Genomic DNA, 25,714 nt, shown 5'->3' with positions numbered 1-25,714 from the left:
GAGCGGAGCGGAACTTACGCTGGACTGTTCTCCTGACGCCACAACAAGGTGACGTGGGTATCGCCATACTTCCGGCTGCTTTCCAGCTCAAACCCGTTTGGTGCGCTCATAGGTGCGCTTTCCTCCCAGACCACCAGCGCATCTTCCGCCAACCAGCCGCCAGCCACGGCAGCAGCCAGCGCCTTCTCTCCCAGCGCCTTTCCATAAGGCGGGTCGAGGAAGATCAGATCAAAAGGCGCATCCGGGTTCTGTCCCAGCTTCAGCGCGTCACGGCGCGCAAGGGTGCAGCGGTCTTCGGCCTTGCAGATCGTCATGTTCTTTTTAATCAGGCCGCCGGACACACGCCCATCATCGACAAACAAAACCTCCGCCGCACCGCGCGACAGCGCCTCCAGCCCCAGCGCGCCGGTGCCTGCAAACAGGTCAAGCACACGGGCACCGGGAATGGCGCCCGTGTGGGTCAGTACACTGAACAGGCTTTCCCGCACCCGGTCGGTGGTTGGGCGCAGATGGGCACCTGCATCCCCCTTGCCCACCGCGGCCAGTGCCCGGCCGCGGAAGTCTCCGGCGATGATCCTCACGCTTTCAGCAGCGGTTTCAGATCGGCAGCAGGGTCGGCGGCAACTGCCTTGTCCGCTGTCTTGCCTGCATCAATGAGCCGCTTGGCCACCATATAGGCGCGCGGGTCGTTCATCGCGTCCACCGCCACCAGCTGGTCCCCCTTGTAGTACCAGAAGGAAACCTGACTGCCCTCACCCTGGCGGGTGACCACATTGTCATAGCCGGTGTTGAGGCCCGCAATCTGCAGTTTGACGTCGTACTGATCCGACCAGAACCAAGGGGTCGCGATGTAGTCCTTGTCCGCGCCCAGCATGTTCTGCGCCACAACTTCGGCCTGGTCGATGGCATTGGGCACGCTTTCCAGGCGGATGCGGTTGCCCTGGAACGGGAAGGAGGCGCAATCGCCTGCCGCCCAGACCGACGCATCGGAGGTCCGGCCCTTGGCATCCACCTTGATGCCATTGTCCAGCTCCAGCCCGGCCATCTCCGCCAGTTGCGACGACGGGGTGATGCCCACGCCTACCACGACGAAATCCACGTCCAGCACCTCTCCGCCGCTCAGCACAGCGCGGGTGACCTTGCCGTCTTCGCCTTCCAGACGCTCCAGCCCAACGCCCTCGCGGATGTCCACGCCGTGGCCGCTGTGCAGATTGCGGAAGAAATCAGAGGTTTCCGGCGCCGCTACCCGCTGAAGGATACGATCAGCCATTTCCACCAGCTTCACCTGCACACCGCGCTTGGCGCAGACTGCAGCAGCCTCCAGCCCGATGTAGCCGCCGCCGACAATCAGCGCGCGCTTGCCCTCGGTCACGTTGGGCGCCATAGCGTCCACGTCGGTCAGCCCTCGCACCACGTAAACGCCGTCCAGATCACCGCCAATGGCGGCAGGCAGGCGGCGCGGGTCGGACCCAGTGGTCAGCGCCAGCTGGTCGTAGCTGATCACCTCATCCTCCAGCGACACCGTTTTGGCGGCCGGATCAATCGCGGTGACGCGCTGTCCCAGCTTCAGGGTGATGTTGTTTTCGGAGTAAAAACTCTCGGGCCGCAAGAACAGCCGTTCCAGCTCCATTTCCCCCAGCAGATAGGCCTTTGACAGAGGAGGCCGCTGATAGGGCAGCGCCTCCTCTGCGCCGATCAGGGTGATTTCCCCGTCAAACCCGTCCTTGCGCAGCTTTGCCACCAGCGAGGACCCCGCCTGCCCCGCTCCAATAACGACGATGTGGGACATATCCCCTTGCCTCCCGCAATAGTTCCCGTCACGCTTTCACCGGACCCTATATACCTGGGGCCCCAAAACGCAATCAGGAGAAAGAGGAACGTGCAATGATTTCTGTTGGAGACCAACTGCCGGACGCGACACTGACACGGATTGGGGACAATGGCCCAGAACAAGTGCAACTTGCCGACAAGCTGAAAGGGCGCAAGGTCGTGATCTTCGCGGTTCCGGGTGCCTTTACCAGCACCTGCCATTCCGCGCATGTGCCCAGCTTTATCCGCACCAAGGACCAGTTTGCCGCCAAAGGTGTCGATGAAATCATCTGTCTGGCCGGCAACGACCCTTTCGTGATGTCGATCTGGGGTGACAACACCGGCGCCACTGAGGCCGGGATCACCATGCTCTCGGACGCCGAATGCACATTCACCTCTGCAATCGAGATGCGGCTGGACGTGCCCTCTGCGGGCCTGATCGGCCGCTCGCTGCGCTATGCCATGCTGGTGGAAGACGGCGAGGTGAAGATCCTCAACAAGGAAGAGAACCCGGGCCAGTGTGAGCTGTCGGCCGGCGAGGGCCTGCTGGAAGCGATGGGCTGATTCTGGAACTGCAGTGGCCGCCAAGGCAGGCGGCCACCCTTCAACCTCTTAATAATTCGTAAAAAATTGGGTCAGAGTTTCTGTCCGAATGTTTCGCGCGCGAAACATTTAGACAACATTGCTGACCTATTCAGGTCAAGCTGAAAGACACAGTCCGCCAAGGCTGCAGGACAAGGAAAAAGCAATAACTTTCAAAATTTTAGAACTTTCGAGCGGCCGTCTCTCGCTAGAATTCAGCGCGTCTGACCTGACGGCTGTCAGAGAAGCTATCGAAAGCATCTACGGTGTACCGGAGATAACCGCGTATCCGGCCTGCGCGAGTGTAAAGTTTGCAGGCTGCATGTTCGTCTTTCAGAATGAGTGGAATGACCCTTGCCTCATTTCTCAGTCAGAGGAAGGCAATCGGATTCTGAAAGACCTTTTTGAATCCCTAAGGGCGGAAACCGGCTAGAGCCCGCCCGAATTTGCCTCTTGTCACTCCTGCGGTTCGCCAAACAGCCCGTCCATTTTACGCGCCAGCTTGGCGTCCTGGGCGCTGATCCCATCGACATCATGGGTGGTCAGAACCACCGTCACCCGGTTGTAGACATTGCTCCATTCCGGGTGGTGGTTCCACTTCTCGGCCCAGATCGCGGCGCGGGTCATCCAGCCGAAGGCATCAGCGAAATTGTTGAACTTGAAGGTCTTGGTGATGGCATCACGCCCATCCACCATCTCCCAGCCGGTGGCGAACAGCGGCTCCAGCAGCGGGCCGCGGGTGGCGTCGGACAGTTTCTCCGTCATTCTTGCTCCTCCACATGGGCTTTGCGGAACGGGCCGTAATCGGTCAGGATTTCAATCTCTTCCTCGGTGGCAGCCCGCTCAGCCTCGAGGTAGCGTCCGACGGCCCCGGCAAACCCGGGATCGCCGATCCAGTGCAAGCTGTGTGTCTGGCATGGCATGTAGCCACGCGCAAGCTTGTGTTCACCCTGTGCGCCGGCTTCCGCCCGGTCAAGTCCCAGGGCAATCGCCAGCTCTATAGCCTGATAATAGCACAGCTCGAAATGCAGGCAGGGGTGCTGTTCGACACAGCCCCAGTACCGGCCGTAAAGTGTTTCACGGCCAATGAAATTCAGCGCGCCCGCCACATAGCGCCCGTTGCGTTCCGCCAGAATCAGCGCCATGTCGTCCGCCATCGTGCGGTGCGCGATATCAAAGAACTGCCGGGTCAGATAAGGCGACCCCCACTTGCGCGCGCCAGTGTCCTGATAGAATTCCCAGAAGGCATCCCAATGTTCCGGGCGCAGGTCATCGCCCTGAACGACACGGATATCGCCGCCAAAGCATTGCGCCTGCATCCGTTCCTTGCGGATGTTCTTGCGCTTGCGCGATGACAGCGCCCGCATGAAGGTCTCGAAATCGGCGTAACCATCGTTCTGCCAGTGGAACTGCTGCGTTGTACGCAGCATCAGCCCCATCTCCTCACCCAGCCGCGCCTCGTCCTGGGTGCAAAACGTCACATGCAGGGATGACAGATTGTTGTCCGCCGCCAATTGCACGGCACCCTGCAACAACGCCGAATGGCCAATGCCGTCAAAACCCGGGCGAACCAGAAACCGGCGCCCGGTGGCCGGGGTAAAGGGCACCGCAATCTGCAGCTTGGGGTAATAATGCCCGCCCGCCTGCTCATAGGCGTGCGCCCAATTGTGGTCGAAGATGTATTCGCCCTGGCTGTGCCCCTTGGCATAAAGCGGCGCGCAGGCGATCAGGCGCCCCTCCTGATAGGCGGTCAGATACTGCGGCTGCCAGCCGGTACCCGGCCCGACAGAACCGCTGTCCTCCAGCGCGCTCAGGAACCTGTGGGTGGTGAACGGATCAAGCGCACGGCCGCCTGCCGCAGCCTCCGGGCAGGCGCAGGCGTCCCACTCGCCTGCCGTGATCTGCGACAGCGACGCCAGCACCCGGATTTCGATTCGCGCCTGAGACATGCAATTCCTCCGCACCGCTTCAAAGATGTGGGGTGCGGTCCAGAGCGATCAAGATGTTAGCGGCGAAAGGTACTGCTCAAATGTGACATTGTCAGCGATCGCCCGCGCAGCTTCTTCCTGGGCAAGCGATTTGATTGTCCAGCACAGCACCGGGACGCCTGCCTCTTTCAAACGGGCAACAGCAGGGTTGCCCAGATTGTGAGCCCCGTGGCTGATGAAGCTGGCGGCCACCCTGTCAAAATCTGCGATCTTCCGCAGGTGTTTGCGCTCTTCCGGCGTCAGCTCCGGCCAATTTTTAGGTTTAAAGGCGCCCGTTACCAGGCCAAGCGCCAAGTCGCTGCGGTGCTTGGCGAATTCCGCAACGGCATCCGGATTGAAGGACATCACCGCAACATCGCCTGAGTATCCTTCCAGGCACTGCGCAGCCGCTGCTTCAAGCCTGCCGCATCCGGTATCATCTGGCCGCCGGCTCCAAACCTGATCCTTGATCTCAACCAGCAGAGGCACCTTCCCCCCCACCAGCTCCAATACTTCCGCAAAGTCCGGAATGCCCTCCCCGTCGCCGCCTTTCAGCGGGATGGCGCGCAGGTCTTCGCGGGTCCGGTCCCTAACCAGACCGGAGCCTTCGGCCAGCCGGTCCAGGTCATAATCGTGAAACACCATGGCGCAGCCATCCTTCGACAGCTGCAAATCAATCTCGATCCCGTAGCCTGCCGCAATTGCTGCGCGGATGGCAGCGCGGCTGTTCTCCGGGCGCCCGTCCTCAACATCATGCAATGCGCGGTGGGCCAGAGGGACAGTCAGAAAGGCGGCAGGCAGGGACGGCGTCATTTGATCTGGAACACACCGTCGATTTCAACTGCGACGCCCAGCGGCAGCGAGGGCGAGCTGACTGCGGAACGCGCGTGGCGGCCAATGTCGCCCAGCGCTTCAACCAGGAAGTCGGAGGCGCCGTTCACCACCTGCGGCTGCTGGGTAAAATCCGCGGTCGAGTTGACAAAGGCGCCCAGTTTCACAACGCGGACCAGACGCTCCAGATCGCCGCCGCAGGCTGCCTTGAGCTGAGCCAGCAGCGCAATCGCGCAGCGCTTGGCCGCTGCCTGGCCTGCGTCGACATCCATGTCCGCGCCCAAGGTGCCGGTGATCAAGCCGTTTTCATCCGCCGAAATCTGGCCGGAAATATAGACCATGTCGCCTGCGACGACATAAGGCACATAGTTGGCCGCAGGTGCCGGCGCGTCAGGCAGGGTCACACCCAGCTCTTTCAGTTTTGCTTCGATGCTCATGGCGCATTCCTTCCGAGTCTTTGCTGGCCGGGACGCTACCCGCAGCAGCAGGTTTCGGAAAGAGAAAATGCGAAACCCCGGCGCGGGAATCCGCCCTCCGCAGTCAGCTTTCGCGGAAAGCCTTGTTGAAGTAGTCCGCCAGCGGCTTGACCAGATAGGCCAGCGGCGAACGGTCGGCGGTACGGATGTAGCTTTCCACCGGCATTCCTGGGATCAGCACCGTGCCCGCCGGCAGGCGGCCCTGCTCGCCCGGGTTCAGCTCGATCTCCGCCCGGTAATAGGATATGCCGCTGCCCTGGTCCTCAAACGCATCAGCCGAGACCTGGGTGACATGGCCGAAAAGTTCCGGCGTCGAGCGCTGATCCAGAGCCGAGAACCGCAGGGTGACCTCCTGACCGGTATAAAGCTGGTCAATGTCGGTCGGCGCCACTTGTGCCGCGATCACGAGCGGCCGGTCCTGCGGCACCAGATACAACACCGGGTCGGCCGGCCGGATCACCGAGCGCGGGGTCTGCACCTGCAGCCCGTAGACAATGCCCGAGACCGGCGCGGTGATATCCAGCCGCGCCAGCCGCCCCTGCAAGGACCGGCGGGTCTCAGCCAGTTCCAGCTCCTGATAGCGCAGATCGCGCAGGCGGGTAATCGCCTCTTCTCTCTGACCGCTGCCCAGTTTCAGGATTTCGATATCAATCTCGGTGATGCGGCCCTCAGCCTGCGCCTCCGACGCCACCAGCTCACCCAGCTGGCCGTCCAGGCTGGCCTGGGTGCGCCGCAAATTCAGCACCGTTGCCGCCTGCGCCAGGCCGCGGTCCAGCAGCGACTGCTGGTTGCCCAGTTCCTCACCGATCAAGTCCAGTTGCACCGACATGGATTTCTGCTGCGCCTGAATACCGCGAATCTGCTCCTCGATTTGCGCCCGGCGCTTCTCGAGCTGTTCGATCTCGCGCGCGGTGGAATCTCTCCGGGCCAAGAACAGGCGCCGCTGGCCCTCGACCAGATCCATGACATCCGGCTGGGCTTCCGCGGCCTGCAGCAATTCCGGGTCAAAGGTGACATCAGCCGCCTCGTCCCGTTCCGCCTCCAGCCGGCCGCGCCGCGCCATCAGCTCGAACAGCTGGCCTTCGGTGATCACCAATTGGGAGTTCAGCTCATTGGCGTCAAGCCGGATCAGCGTCGCGCCCTCAGCCACGGTGTCGCCTTCATCCACCAGGATCTCAGCAACGATGCCGCCGTCCAGATGCTGCACCACCTGCCGGTTGCGGTCGACCTCAATACGGCCCGTGGCCACCACCGCACCGGAAATCGAGGACAGCACCGACCAGGAGCCGAAGCCCCCCACCAGCACTGCAAGAGCAATCAGGCCGATAATCAGCGGGCGGCGCGCGGGCCAGTTGTTCTCCACACTCATCGCACACCTCCCGCGCCGGTCGCCTGGCGGATGTTCTGATGGTTGGCAACCATTTCCTGCAGCACCTTGTCCTTGGGGCCAAAGGCGGTCTGGGTGCCCTTGTCAATCACCAGCAGCGTGTCGCATTCCTGGATCGCCGCCGGGCGGTGCGCCATGATCAGCACCGAGCGGCCCTCAGCCTTGATCTGCTTGATCGCCTGGTTCAGTGCCATCGAGCCTTCATTATCGAGGTTCGAGTTCGGCTCATCCAGGATCACGATCACCGGATCGTCGAACAGTGCCCGGGCCAGCCCGACCCGCTGCATCTGCCCGCCCGACAGCCGTCCGCCGGTGGCGTTGACGCGCGTGTCATAGCCGTCGGGCAGTTTCAGGATCATCTCATGCGCTGCAGCCTTACGGGCGGCCTCCACCACCTTTTCGGCGTCGGGCTGCTGATTAAGGCGGGCGATGTTCTGGGCAATGGTGCCATCAAACACCTGCACCCGCTGCGGCAAGTAACCTATGTGGCCGCCCAGCACATCCGGTGCGTACTGATCCAGTGACGCACCGTCGAGCCGGACGGAACCGGCCGCAGGCCGCCAAACACCTGTCAGCGCCCGCGCGAGGGTTGACTTGCCGGATCCCGAAGGCCCGATCACGCCGATTGCCTGTCCCGGCTGCACCTTGAAGTTCACATTGCGCAAGAGCGGCGTATTGCTGCCAGGCGGCACCACCGCCAGCCCCTGGACCTCCAGCAGCGCCTTCGGCTTGGGCAGGGCGGTGCGTGTCTCTTCCTCCGGAACCTTGTCCAGCAGCTCCGCCAGATTGTGCCAGCCCTTCATCGCCCGCTGCACCAGCGCCCACTGCCCCAGCCCCAGTTCGATCGGCGCCAGGGCGCGGCCCATCAGGATGGAACCTGCGATCATCGCGCCTGGCGTCACCTCGTTTTGCAGCACCAGATATGCGCCCAAACCCAGCATCGCCGATTGCAGGAAAAGACGCAGCGTCTTGGTCAGCGTGGTGAACCCGCCGCCGGTGTCATTGGCCGTGACACTGTCGGTCAAGGCCGCGTCCCGGGCCTGTTTCCAGCGCTCGAAAGATGCCCCGCGCATGCCCATTGACTGGATCATTTCCGCTTCGTTGCGGATTTCCTCGGACATCAGATTGGCCTTGTGGCCGGTCATGCTTGCCTTCTGCTGCGGCAACCGGGTGAACATCTGGTTCAAGAACGCAATCAGCACCAATACCGCACCGCCGCCAAGGGCCAGCAGGCCCAGCCAGGGGTGGAACAGCGCAATGCCCGCCAGAAACACTGGCGTCCAGGGCAAGTCGAAAGCCGCGGTCAGCACCGGCGAGGCGATCAGCCGCTGCACCGACTCCAAGTCTGAGAGACCGGTCTGCGCTACCGGGTCCTGTGCCACCGCAGAACGGCGGATCATCGCGTCAAACACCCGCTTGTCCAGCGCCGCCTGCAGCCGGGCCCCAACCCGCGCCATGATCCGGCCGCGGGCATAGTCCAAGAGCCCCATCATCCCGTAGAGGAACACCACCAGCAGCGACAGCGCCAAAAGGGTCGCCTCTGACCGGCTGCCCAGCACCCGGTCGTAGACCTGCATCATGTATAAGGGACCGGTCAGCATCAGCAGGTTCACGAAAAAGCTGAAGATCCCGGTGAACCAGTACAGGCCGCGGCTCTGCCGCCGCACCTGGCGCAGTTCATCATACCCGTTTTTGTAAAGGCTTTTATTCATGGTCAGACTGCAATAGTGGTTCGTTGGCTTCAGGTCAGGGCTGGAATTGTACCAGTTGTGGCACAAGCCGGTAAAAAAATGTAATCAGACTGGAAATTGGCAAGAGAACACTTATTTGCCCCCCGACGCGCCCATTCCAGTACCAATTGGACACTTATCCGAATGCCCTTGATGTTGCGACCGCTTAAATTTGTACCTGCGCTGATTTTGGCCGCTTTTGCCGCTGGCTGCGCCACCCAGGACCCGGTTGCGCGCGCCTCCGGTGAGGTATTCGACCCCTATGAGCGGACCAACCGCACCATTCACGCCTTCAACCGCGGCGTTGACCGGCTGGCCTTCCGCCCCGCCTCCAAAGGCTACGTGGCAATTGTGCCGGCGCCGATGGTGACCAGTTTCTCCTATTTTGCTGAGAACCTGTCGATGCCCGGCCAGATGGTCAATGCACTGCTGCAGGGCGACCTGAAGACGGCCGGCAATGCGTTTTCGCGCTTCGTGATCAACTCGACCGTGGGATTTGCGGGCCTCGCAGACCCCGCAACTGAGTTCAAAGTGCCGCAGGTCGATACCGACTTCGGCGAGACATTGCATAAATGGGGCGTCGGCGAAGGCGCCTATGTCGAACTGCCACTGCTCGGCCCTTCCACCAGCCGTGACGCGGTGGGGGTTGCCGTCGACTTCTTCACCAACCCGCTGGGATATGCCGAGCAGAATACTGCCGACAACATCACCATCTACGCCGAGATCGTGCGCCGCATGGGTGATCGTGGCAACTATTCCGACACGATCGACTCGATTCTCTACGAGAGCGCCGACAGCTATGCGCAGTCGCGGCTGATCTACCTGCAGAACCGCCGGTTCGAGCTGGGGGATGGCGAAGAGATCCAGGAAATCGACCCGTTCGAACTGAACACTGAAGGATTTTGAATATGGACCGCCGCAATTTCGTGACTGGCCTGTGCGCCGGCGCCGCTGCTTTGGTTGCAGCTCCGCAAACCCTTTGGGCGCTGACCGAAAACAGCGCCAGCAAGCTGATCAACAGCCTGGTTGCCGACATCAACCGTGTGATCGACTCTGGCAAGGGTGAAAGCGCCATGTTCCGCGAGTTCGAGCGGATCTTCCAGCGCTACAGCGACACCTCGTATATCGCGGCCTATGCGCTCGGGGTGGATGGGCGCCGCGCCTCGGCCAGCCAGAAGAAGGCCTTCTCCAAGGCATTTCAGGGCTACATCTCGCGCAAGTACGGCAAACGCTTTCGCGAGTTCATCGGCGGCAAGCTGGAGGTGAAGGGCGTCAAGAAAGTCAAGAAATGGTATGAGGTGAGCACTATTGCCTACCTCAAGGGCCAGTCGCCGTTTGAAGTGACCTTCCTGGTGTCGGACCGCTCCGGCCGCGACCTGTTCTTCAACATGTTCATCGAAGGCGTGAACCTGCTGCTGACCGAACGCACCGAAATCGGCGCGATCCTGGACAGCAAGAAGGGCGACATTGACGCGCTGATTGCCGAGCTGGACCGGCTGAGCTGATCCGGTCTTTCCTGACGTAGACGAGCAAGGCTCCCTGCGGGGAGCCTTTTTCTTTGCCTGCTTCAGGCCACCCGCTTGCGGGGCAGAAGCCTCCCGCCCGTCGCCGCAGCATCCTGGATGCCGCGCGCCCGTTGGGCGTGGCGCCCCAGGCCCTGTGGGACAGGCGCGCGCCGCACCTTCAAGGTGCGGCGCCGGGCCCAACTGGCGATGCCTCCGCATGGAGGCCAGAGACGGGCGGGAGCACCGCCTATCCGTATTTTCAGTTGCCCAGAATATCCCGCAGGATGTTGTCCACCGCGCGGCCCAGTTCCTGGCCCAGTTTTGGCCCCTGACGGCGGCGCTCGCGGCGGGTTGGCTGCGGCGGCGGTGCGATCGGTGCCGGTTCCAGCATCGGCAGTGGCTTCGGTTCCAGCCCCTCATGAACCCGCACCATGGTCTCGCGCCAGATCTCGGCGGGCAGACCGCCGCCGGTCACACCGGACAGGGGCGTATTGTCGTCATATCCCATCCAGACGCCGGCCACGTAGTCAGCCGTGAAGCCGATAAACCAGGCATCCTTGGCGGCTGATGTGGTGCCGGATTTGCCCGCCGCCTGCCAGCCCGGGATCTGCGCCCGCTGGCCGGTGCCACCGGCAATCACTTTCTCCATCATCCAGACCAGCTGCTGCGCGGCCTCCGGGCGGATCACCCGCTCACCCATGCCGCCGCTGGCCCCCATCAGCGCCTCATTGTCCTCCACCAGCTTCAGCTCCGTTACACCATAAGGTGTCACTGAGGAGCCGCCGTTGAGGATACCCGCATAAGCGCCGGTCATTTCCAGCAGAGTGCTTTCCGACGCCCCCAGCGCTAGCGCCGGGCCCGCGGCCAGATCGCTGTCGATACCAAAGTCCTTGGCCACAAGGCTCACCTTGTCGCGGCCCACGGCCTCGGACACTTTCACCGCCGGCACGTTCAGCGAGTCGCGCAGCGCCCGCGCCAATGTCACTTCACCATAGAACTTGCGGGTGTAGTTATCCGGGCACCACTGGCCGGATCCTGGAATGTTCAGGCAGTATTTTGCATCCAGCACCCGGTCATAGGGCGAATAACCCAGCTCCAGCGCGGTGGCATAGACAAAGGGTTTGAACGCAGAACCGGTCTGCCGCTTGGCCTGGGTCGCCCGGTTGAAAACGCCCGAGACCTTGGTCTTGCGGCCGCCGACCATGGCGCGCACGGCGCCATCTGCGCTCATCACCACAATGGCGGCCTGCGCCTTGGAGCCCTGACGCACCTTGTTTTCGAAGATGTATTTCAGTGCTTCCTCAGCCGCGCGCTGCAAGCGCTGGTCCATGGTGGAGCGGATCACCACATCCTCTGTGGTCTGGTCGCCCAGGAAGTCCGGGATGCTGTCCATCACCCAATCGGCGAAATAGCCGCCGGCCCGCGCTGCCGCAGCCTCGCTCAGCTCTGCCGGGCTGTTCTGGTACTTTTGCATCTCCGCCGTGGTCAGGTAGCCCTGCTCCTGCATCAGCCGCAGCACGGTAGCTGCCCGGTCCTGCGAGCGCTGCAGGTTGTTTGTGGGGGCCAGCGTCGACGGCGCGGTCAGCAACCCCGCCAGCATCGCGCCCTCCGCCGGGTTCAGCTGGTTTGCGGATTTACCAAAATAGCGCTGCGCCGCGGCCTCTGCGCCATAGGCGCCGCCGCCCATATAGGCGCGGTTCATGTAGATCGAAAGGATCTCGTCCTTGGTGTACTTGGCCTCCATCGCCAAGGCAAAGATAGCCTCGGTCCCTTTGCGCCAGAGCGATCCCTTGCGGCAGTCGGCCTCATAGGCGCTTTCACTCTTCCATTCGGTGGGATCATAGACCTTGCCCAAGCACAGGAGTTTCGCTGCCTGCTGGGTGATGGTGGAGCCGCCATGGCCCGACAGCGGCCCGCGCCCTTCGCTCAGGTTGATGCGCACGGCGCTGGCTATGCCGCGCGGCGACAGGCCAAGGTGGCGGTAAAACCGCTTGTCTTCTGTCGCAACGATGGCGTTTTTCAGATGCGGCGACACCGTGTCCGCGGTCACCACGCCGCCGAACTGGTCGCCGCGCCAGGCAAAGACCTCACCCTCGCGGTCCAGAATGGTGACGGAGCCACGGGCGCGCCCGTCCAGGTAGGCAGAAACCTCCGGCAGTTTTGCATACTGGAACGCCACCGCCAGGCCGACCAGCCCGCAGACCACCATGCCAACCCGCCAGGTGAACCCCCAAGCCAGCCGGAACACAAAGGCAAACGGCGCCAGCAGCCAGCCGATGAGGCCGCGTTTCTTGCGTACCGGCCTGGCGCGGGACTTCTTGCGGCCAAACAGCCGTGCCAGCAGTCCAGGCTTTTTGGCCTTGGGCGCCGGCTTCCTGCGCGCAGGCTTCTTAGCGGGTGGTTTGCCCTTGCCGCCCGCGGAATAGCGTTTCTCTGCCACCAGAGGCTTGCGCCCGGATCCTTGTGCCATCGTCTGTTCCTGCCCGGTTTGCCCGTTGTCCGGCGACAATACCCTGCCGGCGCCGGATTGTAGAGGGGGCAGAATCCGGACCTTTCCCCTTTTCCAGATGGCCGGTTTTTAAGCGAAGCGATCAAAAGGCGCAAAATTATTGTGCGCTCGCAGAAAGACGCGCGGAAACTTGCTGCCCTTGGCTTTGCACGACTCGGGGCGGCGGCTTTGCTGCAGGTGCACAATGCATCGGCATGGGGCCGGGGCAGCGCGAAACAAAGGGATGCAAAGATGAAAATGATCGTTGCCGCCATCAAGCCCTTCAAGCTGGACGAGGTCCGCGAGGCGCTGACCGGTCTTGGCGTGAGCGGGCTGATGGTCACCGAAATCAAGGGCTTTGGCGCCCAGGCGGGCCACACCGAGATTTACCGCGGCGCCGAGTACGAAGTGAATTTCGTGCCCAAGTTGAAGCTGGAATTGGTTGTGCCTGCCGATCAGGCCGAACAGGCCGTCAGCGCAATTTCCGAGACCGCCCGCACCGGCAAGATCGGCGACGGCAAGATTTTTGTTTTGGATGTGGAACAGGCCCTGCGGGTGCGCACCGGCGAAACCAATCTCGAGGCGCTGTAAGCGCGCCCGGCATGGAGGAAAGACTTATGAAGACCCTGAAACTCCCCCTTGCGGCTCTGGCGCTGAGCGCGCTGCCGGGCCTGGCGCTGGCCCAGGACGGCCCGGCCCCGGGCGTGAACCCCGCAACCGACACCGTGTTCATCCTGAACTCGCTGCTGTTCCTGATCGGCGGCTGCCTGGTGTTCTGGATGGCAGCGGGTTTTGCCATGCTCGAGGCGGGCCTGGTCCGCTCCAAAAACGTTACTATGCAGCTGACCAAGAACATGGCGCTGTTCTCATTGGCAGCCGTGTTTTACTGGCTGATCGGCTACAACCTGATGTATCCGCTGGGCAACTGGGCCGTCGACGGCGTCCTGTCCGGCGTCTTTGGCCCCGGCGTGCTGGAGGCGGTTGGGATCACCGCGGAAGGCGCGGATGATTATTCCTATGCCGCCACCGGCTCGGACTTCTTCTTTCAGCTGATGTTCTGCGCCGCCACCGCCTCGATCGTGTCGGGTACACTGGCGGAACGCATCAAGCTGTGGCCCTTCCTGATCTTCACCATCATTCTGACTGCCGTGATCTACCCGTTCCAGGCCAGCTGGAAATGGGGCGGCGGCTTCCTCGAGGAGATGGGCTTCCTGGACTTCGCCGGCTCCACCGTGGTGCACTCCGTGGGCGGCTGGGCCGCACTGACCGGCGCGCTGATCCTCGGGCCCCGCATCGGCAAGTATAAGGACGGCAAGACCATTCCGATGCCCGGCTCCAACCTGGCGCTGGCAACCCTCGGCACCTTCATCCTGTGGATGGGCTGGTTCGGCTTCAACGGCGGCTCGCAGCTGGCGATGGGCTCGATCGGCGACGTGGCTGACATCAGCCGCATCTTCTCCAACACCAATGCTGCCGCGGCTGGCGGCGCGGTGGCAGCTCTGATCCTGACGCAGCTCCTGTTCAAGAAACCGGACCTGACCATGATCCTGAACGGCGCGCTGGCCGGCCTGGTGGCTATCACTGCCGAGCCGCTGACCCCGGGCCTGGGCCTGGCCACCCTGATCGGTGCCATCGGCGGTGTGATCGTAGTCTTCGCCGTGCCGTTCCTGGACAAGCTGCAGATCGACGACGTGGTTGGCGCCATCCCGGTGCACCTGCTCTGCGGCATCTGGGGCACTGTGGCCGTGGTGCTGTCGAACCCTGAAGCCAGCCTGCTGACTCAGCTGACCGGCATCGCCGTGGTGGGTGTGTTCACCGTTGCAGCCTCTGCCGTGGTCTGGATCATCCTGCGTGCCACCACTGGCATCCGGGTGGAGGAAGAGGATGAGGTCAACGGGCTCGACATGGCGGAGCTAGGCATGGAGGCGTACCCGGAGTTCTCGCCGAGCTAAGTCCAGCCCTGCTGACAAAATTACGCGGCGCCTGTTTCAGGCGCCGCGTTTGTGTTTCCGCGGAGGGCTCCCGCCAGTTGCAGGATCATCAAGAAATGACCCTTCGCTTTTGGGCCGGGCGCCGCTGGCGCGGGGCGGAACGGGGTCAGCCCTGCGGGACAACAATCACTTTGGGCGCCTTCTGGTCGCGGTAGTCGCGGCGGTCTTCGGCGCGGTCAAGATGATCCTCCACCACGTCCCAGACACCCGTGTCGACGGCTTCATCCCGGCGGTTCTCGCGGCGGTCGGCACGGTTTTCCACCCGGTCGATAACTTCGCCGTTTGCAGCAAAAGCCGGGGCGGCCAGCGGCAGGGCAACGGCCGCGGACAGGATCACGGCGAGGGCGGATTTTGCGAGGGTCATTTCGGTCTCCTAGGCTGTGTTGCGTATGACTTCCGCAAGCACAAACGCGAAGCCTTGGTGCTTCCGTCGCCCAATTGCAAATGACCCAACGTCAAGCGTCGTCCCGCCTTCGCAAAGCCGTCAATCACTGCCCCTGCGCGCAAAATTTTTCTGAAAAGTCTTAGGCGCCACCCCCCAAAAAAACGCGCCCCGCACAAGGGCGCGTTTCTAAAATTTCAAAGTGGCTCAGGCTCAGACGCCGGCGTCAACAATCGCCTTGGCCAGCACCGGCACGGTCTGCGCGTTAAGGCCCGCGATATTCAGGCGGCTGTCGCCAACCATGTAGATGCCGTTGTCGACCCGCATCTTCTCCACTAGCTCCGGCGTGGTTCCCAAGAGCGAGAACATGCCGCGGTGCTGGGCGATGAAGCTGAACCGGTCGGAGCCGGTCAGGCGCTGCAGTTCATCCGCGAGGCTCTGGCGCAGGCCCAGCATGCCAAGACGCACCTCTTCCAGCTCGGCCGCCCAGTCGGCGCGCAGAGCATCGTCGTTGAGGATCATGGTCACCAGACGCGCGCCGTGATCCGGCGGGAAGGAGTAGTTCTGCCGGTTCAAAAACGCCAGGGTGCCCTGGTTCAGCGCTTGTGCGCCCGCGTCGTTGGAGACAGCCATCAGCAGGCCGGTGCGCTCGCGGTAGATGCCGAAGTTCTTGGAGCAGCTGGCGGCAATCAGCGTCTCGGGGCAGCTGGAGGCCACAAGGCGCACGCCAAGCGCGTCTTCTTCCAGGCCGTCGCCAAAGCCCTGATAAGCAATGTCGATCATCGGGATCAGGCCGCGCTCGTTCAGCAGCGCAATGACCTCTTTCCACTGCACCTCGTTGAGGTTGGCGCCGGTCGGGTTGTGACAGCAGCCGTGCAGCAGCACCACGTCGCCCTTCTGCGCGCCTTTCAGGTCCTCCATCATGCCGTCGAAGTTCACACCGCGGGTGTCGCGGTCGAAATAGCGGTAAACGACGGTTTCGATGCCGACATAGTTCAGGATCGACACGTGGTTCGGCCAGGTCGGATCCGACACAAAGACGCGCGCCTTGGGGTTGGCCATCTTGATCAGCTCAAACGCCTGGCGCACCGCGCCGGTGCCGCCGGGCGTGGCCGCTGCCGCGATGTTCTCACGCGCAACCGCATCGCCCAGGATCAGCTTGATCATCGTATCCGAGTAAGCCGGATCGCCGGCCAGACCGACATAGGACTTGCTGGTCTGCTCTTCCCACAGCTTGTGCTCCGCCGCCTTGATCGCGCGCATCACCGGGGTGACGCCCTCGGCGTTCTTGTAGACGCCGACGCCAAGGTCGATCTTGTCCGCGCGCGGGTCGTCGCGGTACATCTGCATCAGCGCCAGGATCTTGTCGGCGGGCTGGGGTTTCAGGGTTTCGAACATTGCTCAGTTCTCTCCGGTAGCAACGGGAAGGGTCGGGAAGGCACCCCATTCCACCCAGGACCCGTCATAAAGCGAATGATCGGTCTTGCCGATGCGCTCCAGGGCGAGGCTGAGGATGGCAGCGGTAACGCCCGATCCGCAGGAAGTAATCGCAGGTTTGTTCAGGTCGACGCCAGCGGCCTCAAAGGCAGCGCGGATGCCATCGGCGTCTTTCATGGTGCCATCGGCCTTCAGCACCTGGCCAAAGGGCACATTGCGCGAGCCGGGAATGTGGCCCGCGCGCAGACCCTCGCGCGGCTCCGGCGCATCGCCGCGATAGCGCTCGGCGGAGCGGGCGTCGATGATTTCATGATCGCCTAGCTTGGCGGCGGCAGAGACCTGAGTCACATCGCGCACCATGTGGTTCTGCACCCGCACAGTCATATGGCGGTCGCGGATCACCGGCGGCAGGTCCTCCACCGGATGGCCCTCGGCCTGCCATTTCGGAAAGCCGCCATCCAGCACCGCAACATTGGTCTGCCCCATCAAGCGGAACAGCCACCAAACACGGGCCGCCGAGAACAGGCCGGCACCGTCATACACCACCACCTGATGGCCGTCGCCAACGCCCATGGCGCGCAGCTTGGACATGAATTTTTCCACCGGCGGCACCATATGCGGCAGGTCGGAGCGGTTGTCGGAAATCTCATCAATATCAAAGAACCGCGCGCCGGGGATATGGGCGGCGTCATACTCCGCCTTGGCGTCCCGCCCCTGCTGCGGCAGATACCAGGACGCGTCCAAAACCCGCAGATCCGGGTCCTTCAGATGGGCGGCAAGCCAGTCCGTGGAAACCAGCGTCTTCGGATCGTCCTGCATCAAAGCGTCTCCCTATCTGCATTTAGCGCCATGGGTACATCCCGTGGCAGGGCGGTGCAAGCTGTCCTGTCCCCCTCACAAGCCTTTACGGGACTTATGCGTGTGTTTTACGGAGCAGAAACATCTTGCCTGCATTATTGCGGCAGGTGTCGGAAAAGGTAATCACATGCCCGGTTTGCGCAGCTTTTTTGCATTCATCCTTCTGGCCGCCTGGCTGCCCCTGCCGTTTCCTGCGCAGGCCAGCTGTGCGGCCTTTGGAAGTACATGCATAAAAGACAATAACTTAGAGGCGAGCATCAGGCTTGGCGCAAGGCAGTCGGACTTGCAGGAACTTGTACAGTTTCAGCAATTAACCAGCCTGTCGCTGATAGCAGAACCAGGGTTTGATGACCCCGTAGACCTGTCACCGCTGGCTCAGCTTCCCAATCTGGAGAAACTGGCGCTAGTGGGGCTGAGCGCTTCCGGCCTGGAGCCTTTGACGCGGCTGCCGGAACTGCGGCGGCTGAGCCTTGATTCTGTCCGGACCCGCGATTTCACTCCGCTGGCGCAATTGACCCGGCTTGAGCATCTTTCCGTCTGGGGCATCAGGGAGCTGACAGATATCTCCTTTTTGCGCGGTTACAACCGTCTGCAAAGCCTCAATATTGCCGATTCAGGCGTCACGGACCTGGAACCGCTGGCGGGAATGGCCACGCTGGAAAATCTGCTGGCCTTCAACACCGGCATCTCCGATTTGGCACCGCTGGCCGCGGCGAACCTGCGCGTGGTCTGGATCTCCGGTTGCCCGGTCCAAAGCCTGGCACCGCTGGCGGCCTCCAGCAGTCTGGAAATGCTGCGCGCAGACGGAAGCCGCCTGCAAAGCCTGGAAGGGCTGCAGAATAAACCCGCCCTTCATACCGTGGTCCTGACAGGCAGCAGCGTTGCCGACCTGTCGCCCTTGGCAAGCGCAGGCAGACTGGCGGAACTGAACCTGGCACACACGCTTGTCCAAGACCTCGCGCCCCTGTCAAACCTTTCCGCGCTTCAAACTGTGGTATTGGACGGCACCGCTGTCAGCAGTCTTAAGCCGCTTGCAGGGCCAAGCCTCCGTGAGCTTTCAGCAATTGGCACTGCGGTGATCAGTCTGGCGCCTGTCCGGCAGATGCCAGGTCTGAAGGAACTTGGAATATCCGGCACAGCCGTCCGGGATCTGCAACCGCTCGAAGGCCTGAAAAACCTGTCTATCCTGCGGGCCATCGGCTTGCCTCAGGAAACTCTCCTGCCGCTGCTCAGAACCGAAAACCTCAAGATCCTCTACGCCGGCCCGGAAGGCGGGCCGCACAGGCGCCTGCTGGGGCGGAAGCAGATTGCCAGATACGTTACCGGCGCAAATCAGCAAGACTGATAGAACTGATGCCTACCGCGCGTCCTTCAGCAGGCGCTGCTTCTGGCGGCCCCAATCCCGCTTGGCCTGGGTTTCGCGCTTGTCATGCAATTTCTTGCCCTTGGCGATGCCCAGCTTGATCTTGGCGCGGCCCTTGTGGTTGAAATAGATCACCAACGGCACCAGGGTCATGCCCTTGCGCTGGGTGAGGTTCCACAGATCCGACAGTTCCTTGCGCGACACCAGCAGCTTGCGGCGTCGGCGTTCCTCATGCTTGAACACCTTGGCCTGCGCGTATGGCGGAATGTAGGAGTTCACCAGCCACAACTCGCTCTCTTCCACCGCAGCATAGCTGTCCGCGATATTGGTGCCGTTGCCGCGCAGCGCCTTGACCTCGGACCCCTCCAGCACGATGCCGCATTCGATATCGTCCTCGATTGCATAATCGAAACGTGCCCGCCGGTTCTCGGCGATCACCTTGTAGTTCGGGTCTGATGTCTGCTTCTTCTTGGCCATGGGCGGCAGATGTAAGGCCGCACCGCGGCGGGCGCAAGATACGGTTACGCTTTGCGGCTGCGCAGCAGCGTGAAAACACCACTGACGACGATCACCGCGCTGCCAATGAGGGTCAGCGTGTCGGGGCGCTCGCCGAACACCAGCACCCCCAGCACCATGGCAAAGACCAGCCTTGTGTAGCGGAACGGCGCAATGACGGAGATCTCCCCTGCCCGCATCGCGCCCGACAAAGCATTATAGGCAATCACTCCGATCACCGTGGCCGCAGCGATGTCCAGCCAATTACGCGGGGCAGGCCAGACCGCACCGCCAGTCCAGCCCAGCGCAATGATCCCGGCAACCACCAGCATGGCAAAGCCCAGGAACCCCAACTGGTTGTTGCTCATATCCTTGGGCGCCGCGCGGGTGGCCAGATCGCGGCCCGCGAACCCCAGCGTGCCTGCCACCGCAAACAGCGAGGCCGGTTCGAAACCGCTCAGCCCCGGCCGCAGGATCATGAGCACCCCGGCAAACCCCAGCCCGATCGCCAGCCAGCGCCGCCAGCCGACGGTCTCGCCAAAGAACACAACCGCCCCTGCAGCCACCACCAGCGGTGTCGCCTGCAAAATGGCCGAGGCCGAGGACAAAGGCGTCAGCGCAATTGCCAGGGTGAAGCACAGCCGCCCGACAACTTCCGCCATGGAGCGCCACAGCATCGGGCGCGTGCCAAAGCCCGGGTGCCAGGGGGCGTGACCCTGCGCACGCGCCATCGCGGCAAAGACCGCCATGCCGCCCAGCCCGAACAGGATCAGGATCTGCCCCACCGGCAGCGCAAGAGCCGCGGATTTGATGAACATGTCCTCCAGCGCAAAGGCGGCCATGGCCAGCACCATCAGAAGGCTTCCGCGCAGCGTGTCCATTCCCGGCTCCAAATCCTGAAAACTCAATCACTTGCGCAAGTGGTAGGCAGCCCCGAAAAAATACACAAGTGAAGCAGATCAATCCCGCTGCGTCAGAACCGCCTGCCGGTAGTGATGCATGTTGAGAAACGCCGCGCCGGTCTCAAGGCTGCGGTAGCCATGCGGCTGGTCGGCGGCAAAGCGCAGCCCCTGCCCCGGCTCCAGCGCCACCCATTCGCCATCCCGCAGCACCTCCATGGAGCCGTGCAGCACATAAACCTCCTCGGTCACACCGGTGTCATGGGGCTGCGACTGGTGGCTCTGCCCCGGCTGCAGCGTCACCTGAAAGGTCTCCGCCCCCAGCACCGGATCAAACGGAAAGACGATTTTCACCCCGATGCTGCCGGGAAACTGCACCGTTTCATAAACCCCGGTGGCGGCGCTCACTGGCCGTGCGGCCTCTCCCAAAAGGGCGGTCAGCGGCAGGTGGAACCCCTTGGCGATCTTCCAAAGGGTGGCAATTGTCGGGCTTGATTCGCCGCGCTCGATCTGTCCCAGCATCGCCTTGCTGACACCTGTGGCCTCCGCCGCCTTGCTGAGGCTTAGCCCCGCTGCCGCACGGATTTCACGCAGGTTCAGGGTGATGCCGTCATCGCTCATTGTCTCTGCCCGTCAAAAAAGTCTTGTGCGTTATAACGCACGGACTGTATTGTGCGCTATAACGCACGCCACCCTACCCTGCCCGGCCGCCAAGGAAAAGCCGCATGCTCAAAGATCTGAAGCTGTCGCACATCGTCTCCGGCGCGGTTGCTGTGCTGGTCGGCTACACAGGCTCGGTCGCTATCATTTTTCAGGCGATTGAGGCCGTCGGCGCCACTCAGGCTCAGGCCAATAGCTGGATGCTGGTGCTGGGGCTTGGCATGGGGATTACCTGCCTGATTCTGTCGCTGATGTACCGGATGCCGATCCTGACGGCCTGGTCGACACCCGGCGCGGCGCTGCTGGCGGTCAGCCTCAACGGCGTGCCGCTGGCAGAGGCGGTCGGCGCTTTCCTCCTTTGCGCGCTCCTGCTGACTCTCACCGGCATCACCGGCTGGTTCGCCGCCCTCTCCCGGCTGATCCCGGACAGCCTGGCCAGCGCTATGCTGGCGGGCATCCTGTTCCAGTTCGGGTTGTCCGCCTTCACCTCGCTGCAGACCGACACTGCATTGGTGGCCGTGATGGGCCTCACCTTCCTGGCCGGGCGCAAGCTGTACCCCCGCTACTGTATCCCCGCGGTGCTGGCCGCAGGCGTGGCATGGTGCGCGAGCACCGGTGCCTTCGGCAGCCTGGAGGCACTGGACCTTACGCTCGCCCGCCCCGAATTTGTCATACCCGCCTTCTCACTTCCGGTGCTGATCGGTATCGGCCTGCCGCTCTACATCGTCACCATGTCCTCGCAGAACATGCCTGGCGTGGTGGCGCTGAAGGCTTGCGGCTACGACACACCTGTTTCCGCCAGCCTGACCATCACCGGCCTGGCCTCGCTGATCCTCGCCCCCTTCGGCGGCTTTGCCTTCAACCTCGCCGCCATCACCGCCGCCATCTGCGCCGGCCCGGAAGCGGACGAGAACCCCGAAACCCGCTATCTGGCAGGCGTAATGACGGGCGTTGTCTACATCCTGGTGGGACTGGGCGGCGCCACTGTGATCAGCCTCTTTCTGATCGCCCCCAAGGCGCTGGTTGCCACCGTCGCAGGCCTGGCGCTGCTGGCCACCATCGGCAACAGCCTGTCTGCCGCGCTGGCTCAGCCGCAAGGGCGCGAGGCCGCGCTCATCACCTTCATGACCACGGTCTCCGGCATCAGTTTCTTTGGAATCGGCGCGCCGTTCTGGGCGCTGGTGCTGGGCCTTCTGGTGAATCACTGGCTGAAAAGCCCTGAACCGGCCCCTACCCGCGCCTGAGAAACAGCCCCAGAGACATTTCGCCACTGAAATCCGGCGCAATCTGCGCCAAAATTACCGAACAGCCCCCCGGCCGGTTGCCTTTATTGCGCAAATCGTGTCCCTGAGGGCAAAGACTAAGGGAACCAGCCTGATGCCAAAGTACCGATCCAGAACCTCCACCCATGGCCGCAACATGGCGGGCGCGCGCGGACTGTGGCGCGCGACCGGCATGAAGGACGATGATTTCGGCAAGCCGATCATCGCCATTGTCAACTCCTTCACCCAGTTCGTGCCCGGCCACGTCCACCTCAAGGACCTGGGCCAGATGGTCGCCCGCGAGGTCGAGGCGGCCGGCGGCGTCGCCAAGGAGTTCAACACCATCGCGGTGGATGATGGCATCGCTATGGGCCATGACGGCATGCTCTACTCGCTGCCCTCGCGCGAAGTGATTGCCGACAGCGTCGAATACATGGTCAACGCACACTGCGCGGATGCCATGGTTTGCATCTCCAACTGCGACAAGATCACGCCCGGCATGCTGATGGCCGCCATGCGCCTCAACATCCCGGCGATCTTTGTCTCCGGCGGCCCGATGGAAGCGGGCAAGATCGACATCGCCGATCTGGACATGAAAAAGATCGACCTGGTGGATGCCATGGTCGCGGCGGCGGATGACAAGTTCACCGACGACCAGGTGAAGCATATCGAGGAAAACGCCTGCCCGACCTGCGGGTCGTGCTCGGGCATGTTCACCGCCAACTCGATGAACTGCCTGGCCGAGGCGCTGGGCCTGGCGCTGCCGGGCAATGGCTCCACGCTGGCCACCCACGCCGACCGCAAGGGTCTGTTCCTGGAGGCCGGGCGCAAGATCGTCGAGATCACTAAGCGTCACTACCAGGACGAGGAAAAAGGCCTGCTGCCGCGCGAAATTGCCACGTTTGAGGCGTTTGAGAACGCAATGAGCCTGGATATCGCCATGGGCGGCTCCACCAACACTGTGCTGCACCTCCTGGCCATCGCCAACGAAGGCAAGGTGGATTTCAACATGTCCCACATGGACCAGTTGAGCCGCAAAGTGCCCTGCCTGTGCAAGGTCGCGCCGAACATCCACAACGTCCACATGGAGGACGTGCACCGCGCCGGCGGCATCTTCTCGATCCTGGGCGAGCTGAGCCGCGCAGGCCTTCTGCACAACGATTGCCACACCGTGCATTCCTCATCCATGGGCGAGGCGATTGCCAAATGGGACATCAAGGTCGCCAACAACCCGGAGGCCGAGGAGCTGTTCAAGGCCGCCCCTGGCGGCGTCCGCACCACCCAGGCCTTTTCCCAGGCCAACCGCTACAAGGAACTGGACACCGACCGTGAAAACGGCGTGATCCGCGCCAAGGAGCACGCCTTCAGCCAGGACGGCGGCCTTGCGGTGCTCTTCGGCAACATCGCTCTGGACGGCTGCATCGTGAAGACCGCGGGCGTGGATGAAAACATCCTGAAATTCACCGGCTCGGCCTATGTCTGCGAAAGCCAGGACGCGGCGGTGAACGACATCCTGACCGGCAAGGTCAAGGAAGGCGACGTGGTGGTGATCCGCTACGAGGGCCCGCGCGGCGGCCCGGGGATGCAGGAAATGCTTTACCCGACCTCCTACCTCAAGTCGAAGGGCCTCGGCAAAGCCTGCGCGCTTCTGACCGACGGCCGCTTCTCCGGCGGCACCTCCGGCCTGTCGATTGGCCATGTCTCGCCCGAGGCAGCCGAGGGCGGCACCATCGGCCTGGTGCGCCAGGGCGACAGGATCGAGATCGACATCCCAAACCGCTCGATCCATCTGGCTGTCTCCGACGAGGACCTGGCCGCGCGCCGCGAGGAACAGGACACCAAGGGCTGGAAACCCGCCGAACCGCGCAAGCGCAAGGTCTCTAAGGCGCTGAAGGCCTACGCGCTGCTGGCAACCTCCGCCGCCAAAGGCGCGGTGCGTGCGCTGCCCGACGAGGACTGATACCGCTCAGACTTGGAGCACACAGAACCCGCCGCCTCTACGCGGCGGGTTTTCTTTTGGCTCCCGCGCCTGAAGCCGGGTCAAGGGCCGCGCGAACGCGCGGCGGCGCAGCCGCTTGCCCTTGAGGCGGTTTCAGGTGCTTTACCATGGGGAAAGCGCGTTCAGGGCAGTCCTGTCCCTGAACCGCTTCTCAGAAAATTTTCTGCATCCGCCAATCTCTCCCGCCCCCGCTGCGGCCCTCTGGCTCACGCCAGTGCACCGAGCGGCGTTGGGCGTTGCGCCGTGCAGGCGCACGGCGCGCCTCCGGCGGGGGGTATTTTGAACCAGAAAGAAGCGGGACCACCGCGCTTTGAACGCAACCGCGCCGCGCCAGCGGCGCCCGGCCCAAGTCTTGTGCTGCTGCATCTATGATGCGGCGGCATGGCGCGGGAGCCCCTCGCTTCGGCACTCAAGAAATCTAGGCGAAGGACAGTTTCTCTGCTGTCTCGCCGCATGTCACAAAGCCAAAAATGCGCACTGCATTTCCTTCGGCTTTCCCAGCCAATCCAATCTGCGCAAGCCGTTTTTGAAATTCGGCATCAGCCAGGCAGCTGCCACGCAGTTCGACCCATTCCAGATCCGCAAAACCGCCGTCGCAGAAATGGTAAAACCACTCGCGTTCCCAACCACTCACGTTTCCGCTAGCAATACAACGGGACCGGAAGTCAGGCCTTTCATCCGCGCCCAGAGACAGAACCAGGGCCCTGAGTTCCATCCATTTGGTATGGTTGCAAACCGCATAGAAACCCTCATAGGCTCGCGCCACGGTCACTCCCCCAGCTTGGCGTGCACCTCGTCCAGGTCGATCTCGCCCACCGGCATCTTGTTGGCCGGGTTTTCGAAATCGTATTTGAACAGCTCGAAATCGCGCTTGTAGATCTCGTAGACCAGATGCATCGACAGGTCGTCGAAGTAATCCTCCACCGGATGGGCGCGTTTGGGGCCGTGGCCCTCGCTTTCATTGAAGCGCGGGATTGCGGTCAGGTCCACGGGATGCGGCGTCTCGATCGCGTCCAGCACCCCCTGCATCCCGTCATTGAACGCCTCGGTCCAGAAGATCTGGTTGTAGCGCCCGCCGTTCAGGATGAAAGTCGACACATGCCCCGACATCGCCGACCAGTGGATGTCCGGGTCCATCGGGCGGCGCCAGCGGATGGTGTCGCGGGCAAACAGCAGAAACCGGCGGAAGCTGGCGATCTGGTCGAACTCCTGCTTGCCGTCGTCGCCACCGACCTCGATCCCGTACTCATAGGCCAGCTTGGGCACCAGGTTGCCGCGGTAGCGCTTGCCGTTGCGCTGGATGCCGCAGATCTTGTCGAAGAACGATGACAGGATCCGGGTATAGGGGTTGCGCACACAGGTGAAAGCATAGGACCTCTGCCCCTGCACATTTCGCGTGATCGGCCCCTGGCTGTGCTCCAGCGCCCATTTGTGCAGACCGTCCTTGGCGTCGTGAATGTCACCGTCAAAGAACCGGCCATGGTCCGAATAATACAGAATCTGACCGATGGTCGAGCAGGCGCATTTCGGCACCACCCTGTAGACCACACTCTCACTTTCCGTCATCCAGGTGCCGGGAAACCCCATTTGCTG

The 25,714-nt window shown here is 62.7% G+C and carries 26 protein-coding genes; 9 read left to right on the top strand and 17 right to left on the bottom strand.

Annotated features, from left to right (window positions below; genetic code table 11):
* Positions 1 to 14: 14 nt before the first annotated feature.
* Both rsmD and RA25_RS15835 read right to left on the bottom strand, forming a co-directional pair.
* A complete protein-coding gene (gene rsmD, locus RA25_RS15840; RefSeq protein ID WP_039173699.1) occupies positions 15 to 581 on the bottom strand; it encodes a 16S rRNA (guanine(966)-N(2))-methyltransferase RsmD in 567 nt (188 codons plus the stop codon).
* The gene (locus RA25_RS15835) at positions 578 to 1,789 is read right to left on the bottom strand and encodes an NAD(P)/FAD-dependent oxidoreductase (RefSeq protein WP_039173697.1); all 1,212 of its coding nucleotides are present in this window, start codon (positions 1,787 to 1,789) and stop codon (positions 578 to 580) included. The genes rsmD and RA25_RS15835 overlap by 4 nt, the downstream gene beginning before the upstream one ends.
* 95 nt (positions 1,790 to 1,884) lie before the next feature.
* Between RA25_RS15835 and RA25_RS15830 the strand changes: the two genes are divergently transcribed.
* Both RA25_RS15830 and RA25_RS23125 read left to right on the top strand, forming a co-directional pair.
* A complete protein-coding gene (locus RA25_RS15830) occupies positions 1,885 to 2,373 on the top strand; it encodes a peroxiredoxin (protein ID WP_039173696.1) in 489 nt (162 codons plus the stop codon).
* Positions 2,374 to 2,491: 118 nt separating this feature from the next.
* Positions 2,492 to 2,824 carry a hypothetical protein gene (locus RA25_RS23125; protein ID WP_206539698.1) on the top strand — a complete coding sequence of 111 codons (333 nt, stop codon included), beginning with the start codon at positions 2,492 to 2,494 and terminating at the stop codon, positions 2,822 to 2,824.
* 23 nt (positions 2,825 to 2,847) lie between these two features.
* On the opposite strand, the gene RA25_RS15825 is transcribed toward RA25_RS23125, so the two are convergent.
* The 6 genes from RA25_RS15825 to RA25_RS15800 form a co-directional block, all read right to left on the bottom strand.
* A complete protein-coding gene (locus RA25_RS15825) occupies positions 2,848 to 3,156 on the bottom strand; it encodes a 4a-hydroxytetrahydrobiopterin dehydratase (protein WP_019297299.1) in 309 nt (102 codons plus the stop codon).
* A complete protein-coding gene (locus RA25_RS15820) occupies positions 3,153 to 4,340 on the bottom strand; it encodes a GNAT family N-acetyltransferase (RefSeq protein WP_019297300.1) in 1,188 nt (395 codons plus the stop codon). Before RA25_RS15820 ends, RA25_RS15825 begins: the two co-directional genes overlap by 4 nt.
* A gap of 48 nt (positions 4,341 to 4,388) precedes the next feature.
* A complete protein-coding gene (locus tag RA25_RS15815) occupies positions 4,389 to 5,171 on the bottom strand; it encodes a glycerophosphodiester phosphodiesterase family protein (RefSeq protein ID WP_039173694.1) in 783 nt (260 codons plus the stop codon).
* Complete coding sequence (locus RA25_RS15810) at positions 5,168 to 5,626, bottom strand: RidA family protein (protein WP_019297302.1); 459 nt, start codon at positions 5,624 to 5,626, stop codon at positions 5,168 to 5,170. The genes RA25_RS15815 and RA25_RS15810 overlap by 4 nt, the downstream gene beginning before the upstream one ends.
* A gap of 103 nt (positions 5,627 to 5,729) precedes the next feature.
* Positions 5,730 to 7,034 (bottom strand): HlyD family type I secretion periplasmic adaptor subunit, encoded by a 1,305-nt coding sequence (locus tag RA25_RS15805; protein ID WP_039173692.1) that lies wholly within the window; start codon positions 7,032 to 7,034, stop codon positions 5,730 to 5,732.
* Positions 7,031 to 8,764, bottom strand: coding sequence for a type I secretion system permease/ATPase (locus RA25_RS15800; protein WP_039173690.1), 1,734 nt, complete (start codon positions 8,762 to 8,764; stop codon positions 7,031 to 7,033). Before RA25_RS15800 ends, RA25_RS15805 begins: the two co-directional genes overlap by 4 nt.
* A gap of 171 nt (positions 8,765 to 8,935) precedes the next feature.
* Here RA25_RS15800 and RA25_RS15795 point away from each other — a divergent pair, with 171 nt between their 5' ends.
* Entirely contained in the window at positions 8,936 to 9,688 is a 753-nt protein-coding gene (locus RA25_RS15795) for an MlaA family lipoprotein (protein ID WP_019297305.1), read from the top strand.
* 2 nt (positions 9,689 to 9,690) lie between these two features.
* Entirely contained in the window at positions 9,691 to 10,287 is a 597-nt protein-coding gene (locus RA25_RS15790) for an MlaC/ttg2D family ABC transporter substrate-binding protein (RefSeq protein WP_019297306.1), read from the top strand.
* 259 nt (positions 10,288 to 10,546) lie between these two features.
* On the opposite strand, the gene RA25_RS15785 is transcribed toward RA25_RS15790, so the two are convergent.
* On the bottom strand, positions 10,547 to 12,757 hold the full coding sequence (locus RA25_RS15785) for a transglycosylase domain-containing protein (protein ID WP_019297307.1): 2,211 nt from the start codon (positions 12,755 to 12,757) through the stop codon (positions 10,547 to 10,549).
* Positions 12,758 to 13,027: 270 nt separating this feature from the next.
* On the opposite strand from RA25_RS15785, the gene RA25_RS15780 reads away from it, so the two are divergent.
* Positions 13,028 to 13,366 carry a P-II family nitrogen regulator gene (locus tag RA25_RS15780; RefSeq protein ID WP_029204925.1) on the top strand — a complete coding sequence of 113 codons (339 nt, stop codon included), beginning with the start codon at positions 13,028 to 13,030 and terminating at the stop codon, positions 13,364 to 13,366.
* A gap of 26 nt (positions 13,367 to 13,392) precedes the next feature.
* A complete protein-coding gene (locus RA25_RS15775) occupies positions 13,393 to 14,727 on the top strand; it encodes an ammonium transporter (protein WP_019297309.1) in 1,335 nt (444 codons plus the stop codon).
* A gap of 145 nt (positions 14,728 to 14,872) precedes the next feature.
* On the opposite strand, the gene RA25_RS15770 is transcribed toward RA25_RS15775, so the two are convergent.
* The 3 genes from RA25_RS15770 to sseA form a co-directional block, all read right to left on the bottom strand.
* On the bottom strand, positions 14,873 to 15,130 hold the full coding sequence (locus RA25_RS15770; protein WP_019297310.1) for a hypothetical protein: 258 nt from the start codon (positions 15,128 to 15,130) through the stop codon (positions 14,873 to 14,875).
* Between the two features lie 231 nt (positions 15,131 to 15,361).
* Positions 15,362 to 16,546 (bottom strand): amino acid aminotransferase, encoded by a 1,185-nt coding sequence (locus RA25_RS15765; RefSeq protein WP_039173688.1) that lies wholly within the window; start codon positions 16,544 to 16,546, stop codon positions 15,362 to 15,364.
* A gap of 3 nt (positions 16,547 to 16,549) precedes the next feature.
* Positions 16,550 to 17,404, bottom strand: coding sequence for a 3-mercaptopyruvate sulfurtransferase (gene sseA, locus RA25_RS15760; protein WP_039149617.1), 855 nt, complete (start codon positions 17,402 to 17,404; stop codon positions 16,550 to 16,552).
* Here sseA and RA25_RS15755 point away from each other — a divergent pair.
* Complete coding sequence (locus RA25_RS15755) at positions 17,373 to 18,788, top strand: leucine-rich repeat domain-containing protein (protein WP_241477426.1); 1,416 nt, start codon at positions 17,373 to 17,375, stop codon at positions 18,786 to 18,788. The two genes, sseA and RA25_RS15755, sit on opposite strands and share 32 nt — an antisense overlap.
* 12 nt (positions 18,789 to 18,800) lie before the next feature.
* Here the strand turns inward: RA25_RS15755 and smpB are convergent, their stop codons facing one another.
* The 3 genes from smpB to RA25_RS15740 all read right to left on the bottom strand — a co-directional run bounded on the left by smpB (position 18,801) and on the right by RA25_RS15740 (position 20,821).
* Entirely contained in the window at positions 18,801 to 19,283 is a 483-nt protein-coding gene (gene smpB / locus RA25_RS15750) for an SsrA-binding protein SmpB (RefSeq protein WP_039173684.1), read from the bottom strand.
* Positions 19,284 to 19,327: 44 nt separating this feature from the next.
* A complete protein-coding gene (locus tag RA25_RS15745) occupies positions 19,328 to 20,182 on the bottom strand; it encodes a DMT family transporter (RefSeq protein ID WP_039173682.1) in 855 nt (284 codons plus the stop codon).
* Positions 20,183 to 20,260: 78 nt separating this feature from the next.
* Positions 20,261 to 20,821, bottom strand: coding sequence for a helix-turn-helix domain-containing protein (locus tag RA25_RS15740; protein WP_039173680.1), 561 nt, complete (start codon positions 20,819 to 20,821; stop codon positions 20,261 to 20,263).
* Between the two features lie 104 nt (positions 20,822 to 20,925).
* On the opposite strand from RA25_RS15740, the gene RA25_RS15735 reads away from it, so the two are divergent.
* Both RA25_RS15735 and ilvD read left to right on the top strand, forming a co-directional pair.
* Positions 20,926 to 22,104 (top strand): benzoate/H(+) symporter BenE family transporter, encoded by a 1,179-nt coding sequence (locus RA25_RS15735; RefSeq protein WP_039173678.1) that lies wholly within the window; start codon positions 20,926 to 20,928, stop codon positions 22,102 to 22,104.
* 133 nt (positions 22,105 to 22,237) lie between these two features.
* Positions 22,238 to 24,082 carry a dihydroxy-acid dehydratase gene (gene ilvD, locus RA25_RS15730; RefSeq protein WP_019297318.1) on the top strand — a complete coding sequence of 615 codons (1,845 nt, stop codon included), beginning with the start codon at positions 22,238 to 22,240 and terminating at the stop codon, positions 24,080 to 24,082.
* 457 nt (positions 24,083 to 24,539) lie between these two features.
* Here ilvD and RA25_RS15725 read toward each other — a convergent pair whose 3' ends face one another.
* A complete protein-coding gene (locus tag RA25_RS15725; RefSeq protein WP_152612221.1) occupies positions 24,540 to 24,887 on the bottom strand; it encodes a DUF6678 family protein in 348 nt (115 codons plus the stop codon).
* A 2-nt stretch (positions 24,888 to 24,889) separates the two neighbouring features.
* A complete protein-coding gene (locus RA25_RS15720) occupies positions 24,890 to 25,708 on the bottom strand; it encodes a sulfotransferase family protein (RefSeq protein WP_019297320.1) in 819 nt (272 codons plus the stop codon).
* Positions 25,709 to 25,714: the final 6 nt, after the last annotated feature.

Source organism: Leisingera sp. ANG-S5 (genome assembly GCF_000813925.1).
Classification (GTDB): domain Bacteria; phylum Pseudomonadota; class Alphaproteobacteria; order Rhodobacterales; family Rhodobacteraceae; genus Leisingera.
Note: the sequence above shows the minus strand (reverse complement) of the source record. Positions and strands in the feature narration are given on the sequence as shown.

Coding starts and splice junctions, on each gene's coding strand:
- RA25_RS15820 (WP_019297300.1), bottom strand. CDS start 4,340: ATGTCTCAGGCGCGAATCGAAATCCGGGTGCTGGCGTCGCTGTCGCAG.
- RA25_RS15830 (WP_039173696.1), top strand. CDS start 1,885: ATGATTTCTGTTGGAGACCAACTGCCGGACGCGACACTGACACGGATT.
- RA25_RS15805 (WP_039173692.1), bottom strand. CDS start 7,034: ATGAGTGTGGAGAACAACTGGCCCGCGCGCCGCCCGCTGATTATCGGC.
- RA25_RS15790 (WP_019297306.1), top strand. CDS start 9,691: ATGGACCGCCGCAATTTCGTGACTGGCCTGTGCGCCGGCGCCGCTGCT.
- sseA (WP_039149617.1), bottom strand. CDS start 17,404: ATGCAGGACGATCCGAAGACGCTGGTTTCCACGGACTGGCTTGCCGCC.
- RA25_RS15835 (WP_039173697.1), bottom strand. CDS start 1,789: ATGTCCCACATCGTCGTTATTGGAGCGGGGCAGGCGGGGTCCTCGCTG.
- RA25_RS15795 (WP_019297305.1), top strand. CDS start 8,936: ATGTTGCGACCGCTTAAATTTGTACCTGCGCTGATTTTGGCCGCTTTT.
- RA25_RS15720 (WP_019297320.1), bottom strand. CDS start 25,708: ATGGGGTTTCCCGGCACCTGGATGACGGAAAGTGAGAGTGTGGTCTAC.
- RA25_RS15815 (WP_039173694.1), bottom strand. CDS start 5,171: ATGACGCCGTCCCTGCCTGCCGCCTTTCTGACTGTCCCTCTGGCCCAC.
- RA25_RS15770 (WP_019297310.1), bottom strand. CDS start 15,130: ATGACCCTCGCAAAATCCGCCCTCGCCGTGATCCTGTCCGCGGCCGTT.
- ilvD (WP_019297318.1), top strand. CDS start 22,238: ATGCCAAAGTACCGATCCAGAACCTCCACCCATGGCCGCAACATGGCG.
- RA25_RS15735 (WP_039173678.1), top strand. CDS start 20,926: ATGCTCAAAGATCTGAAGCTGTCGCACATCGTCTCCGGCGCGGTTGCT.
- RA25_RS15800 (WP_039173690.1), bottom strand. CDS start 8,764: ATGAATAAAAGCCTTTACAAAAACGGGTATGATGAACTGCGCCAGGTG.
- RA25_RS15745 (WP_039173682.1), bottom strand. CDS start 20,182: ATGGACACGCTGCGCGGAAGCCTTCTGATGGTGCTGGCCATGGCCGCC.
- RA25_RS15785 (WP_019297307.1), bottom strand. CDS start 12,757: ATGGCACAAGGATCCGGGCGCAAGCCTCTGGTGGCAGAGAAACGCTAT.
- RA25_RS15825 (WP_019297299.1), bottom strand. CDS start 3,156: ATGACGGAGAAACTGTCCGACGCCACCCGCGGCCCGCTGCTGGAGCCG.
- RA25_RS15780 (WP_029204925.1), top strand. CDS start 13,028: ATGAAAATGATCGTTGCCGCCATCAAGCCCTTCAAGCTGGACGAGGTC.
- RA25_RS15775 (WP_019297309.1), top strand. CDS start 13,393: ATGAAGACCCTGAAACTCCCCCTTGCGGCTCTGGCGCTGAGCGCGCTG.
- RA25_RS15765 (WP_039173688.1), bottom strand. CDS start 16,546: ATGTTCGAAACCCTGAAACCCCAGCCCGCCGACAAGATCCTGGCGCTG.
- RA25_RS15740 (WP_039173680.1), bottom strand. CDS start 20,821: ATGAGCGATGACGGCATCACCCTGAACCTGCGTGAAATCCGTGCGGCA.
- smpB (WP_039173684.1), bottom strand. CDS start 19,283: ATGGCCAAGAAGAAGCAGACATCAGACCCGAACTACAAGGTGATCGCC.
- RA25_RS15810 (WP_019297302.1), bottom strand. CDS start 5,626: ATGAGCATCGAAGCAAAACTGAAAGAGCTGGGTGTGACCCTGCCTGAC.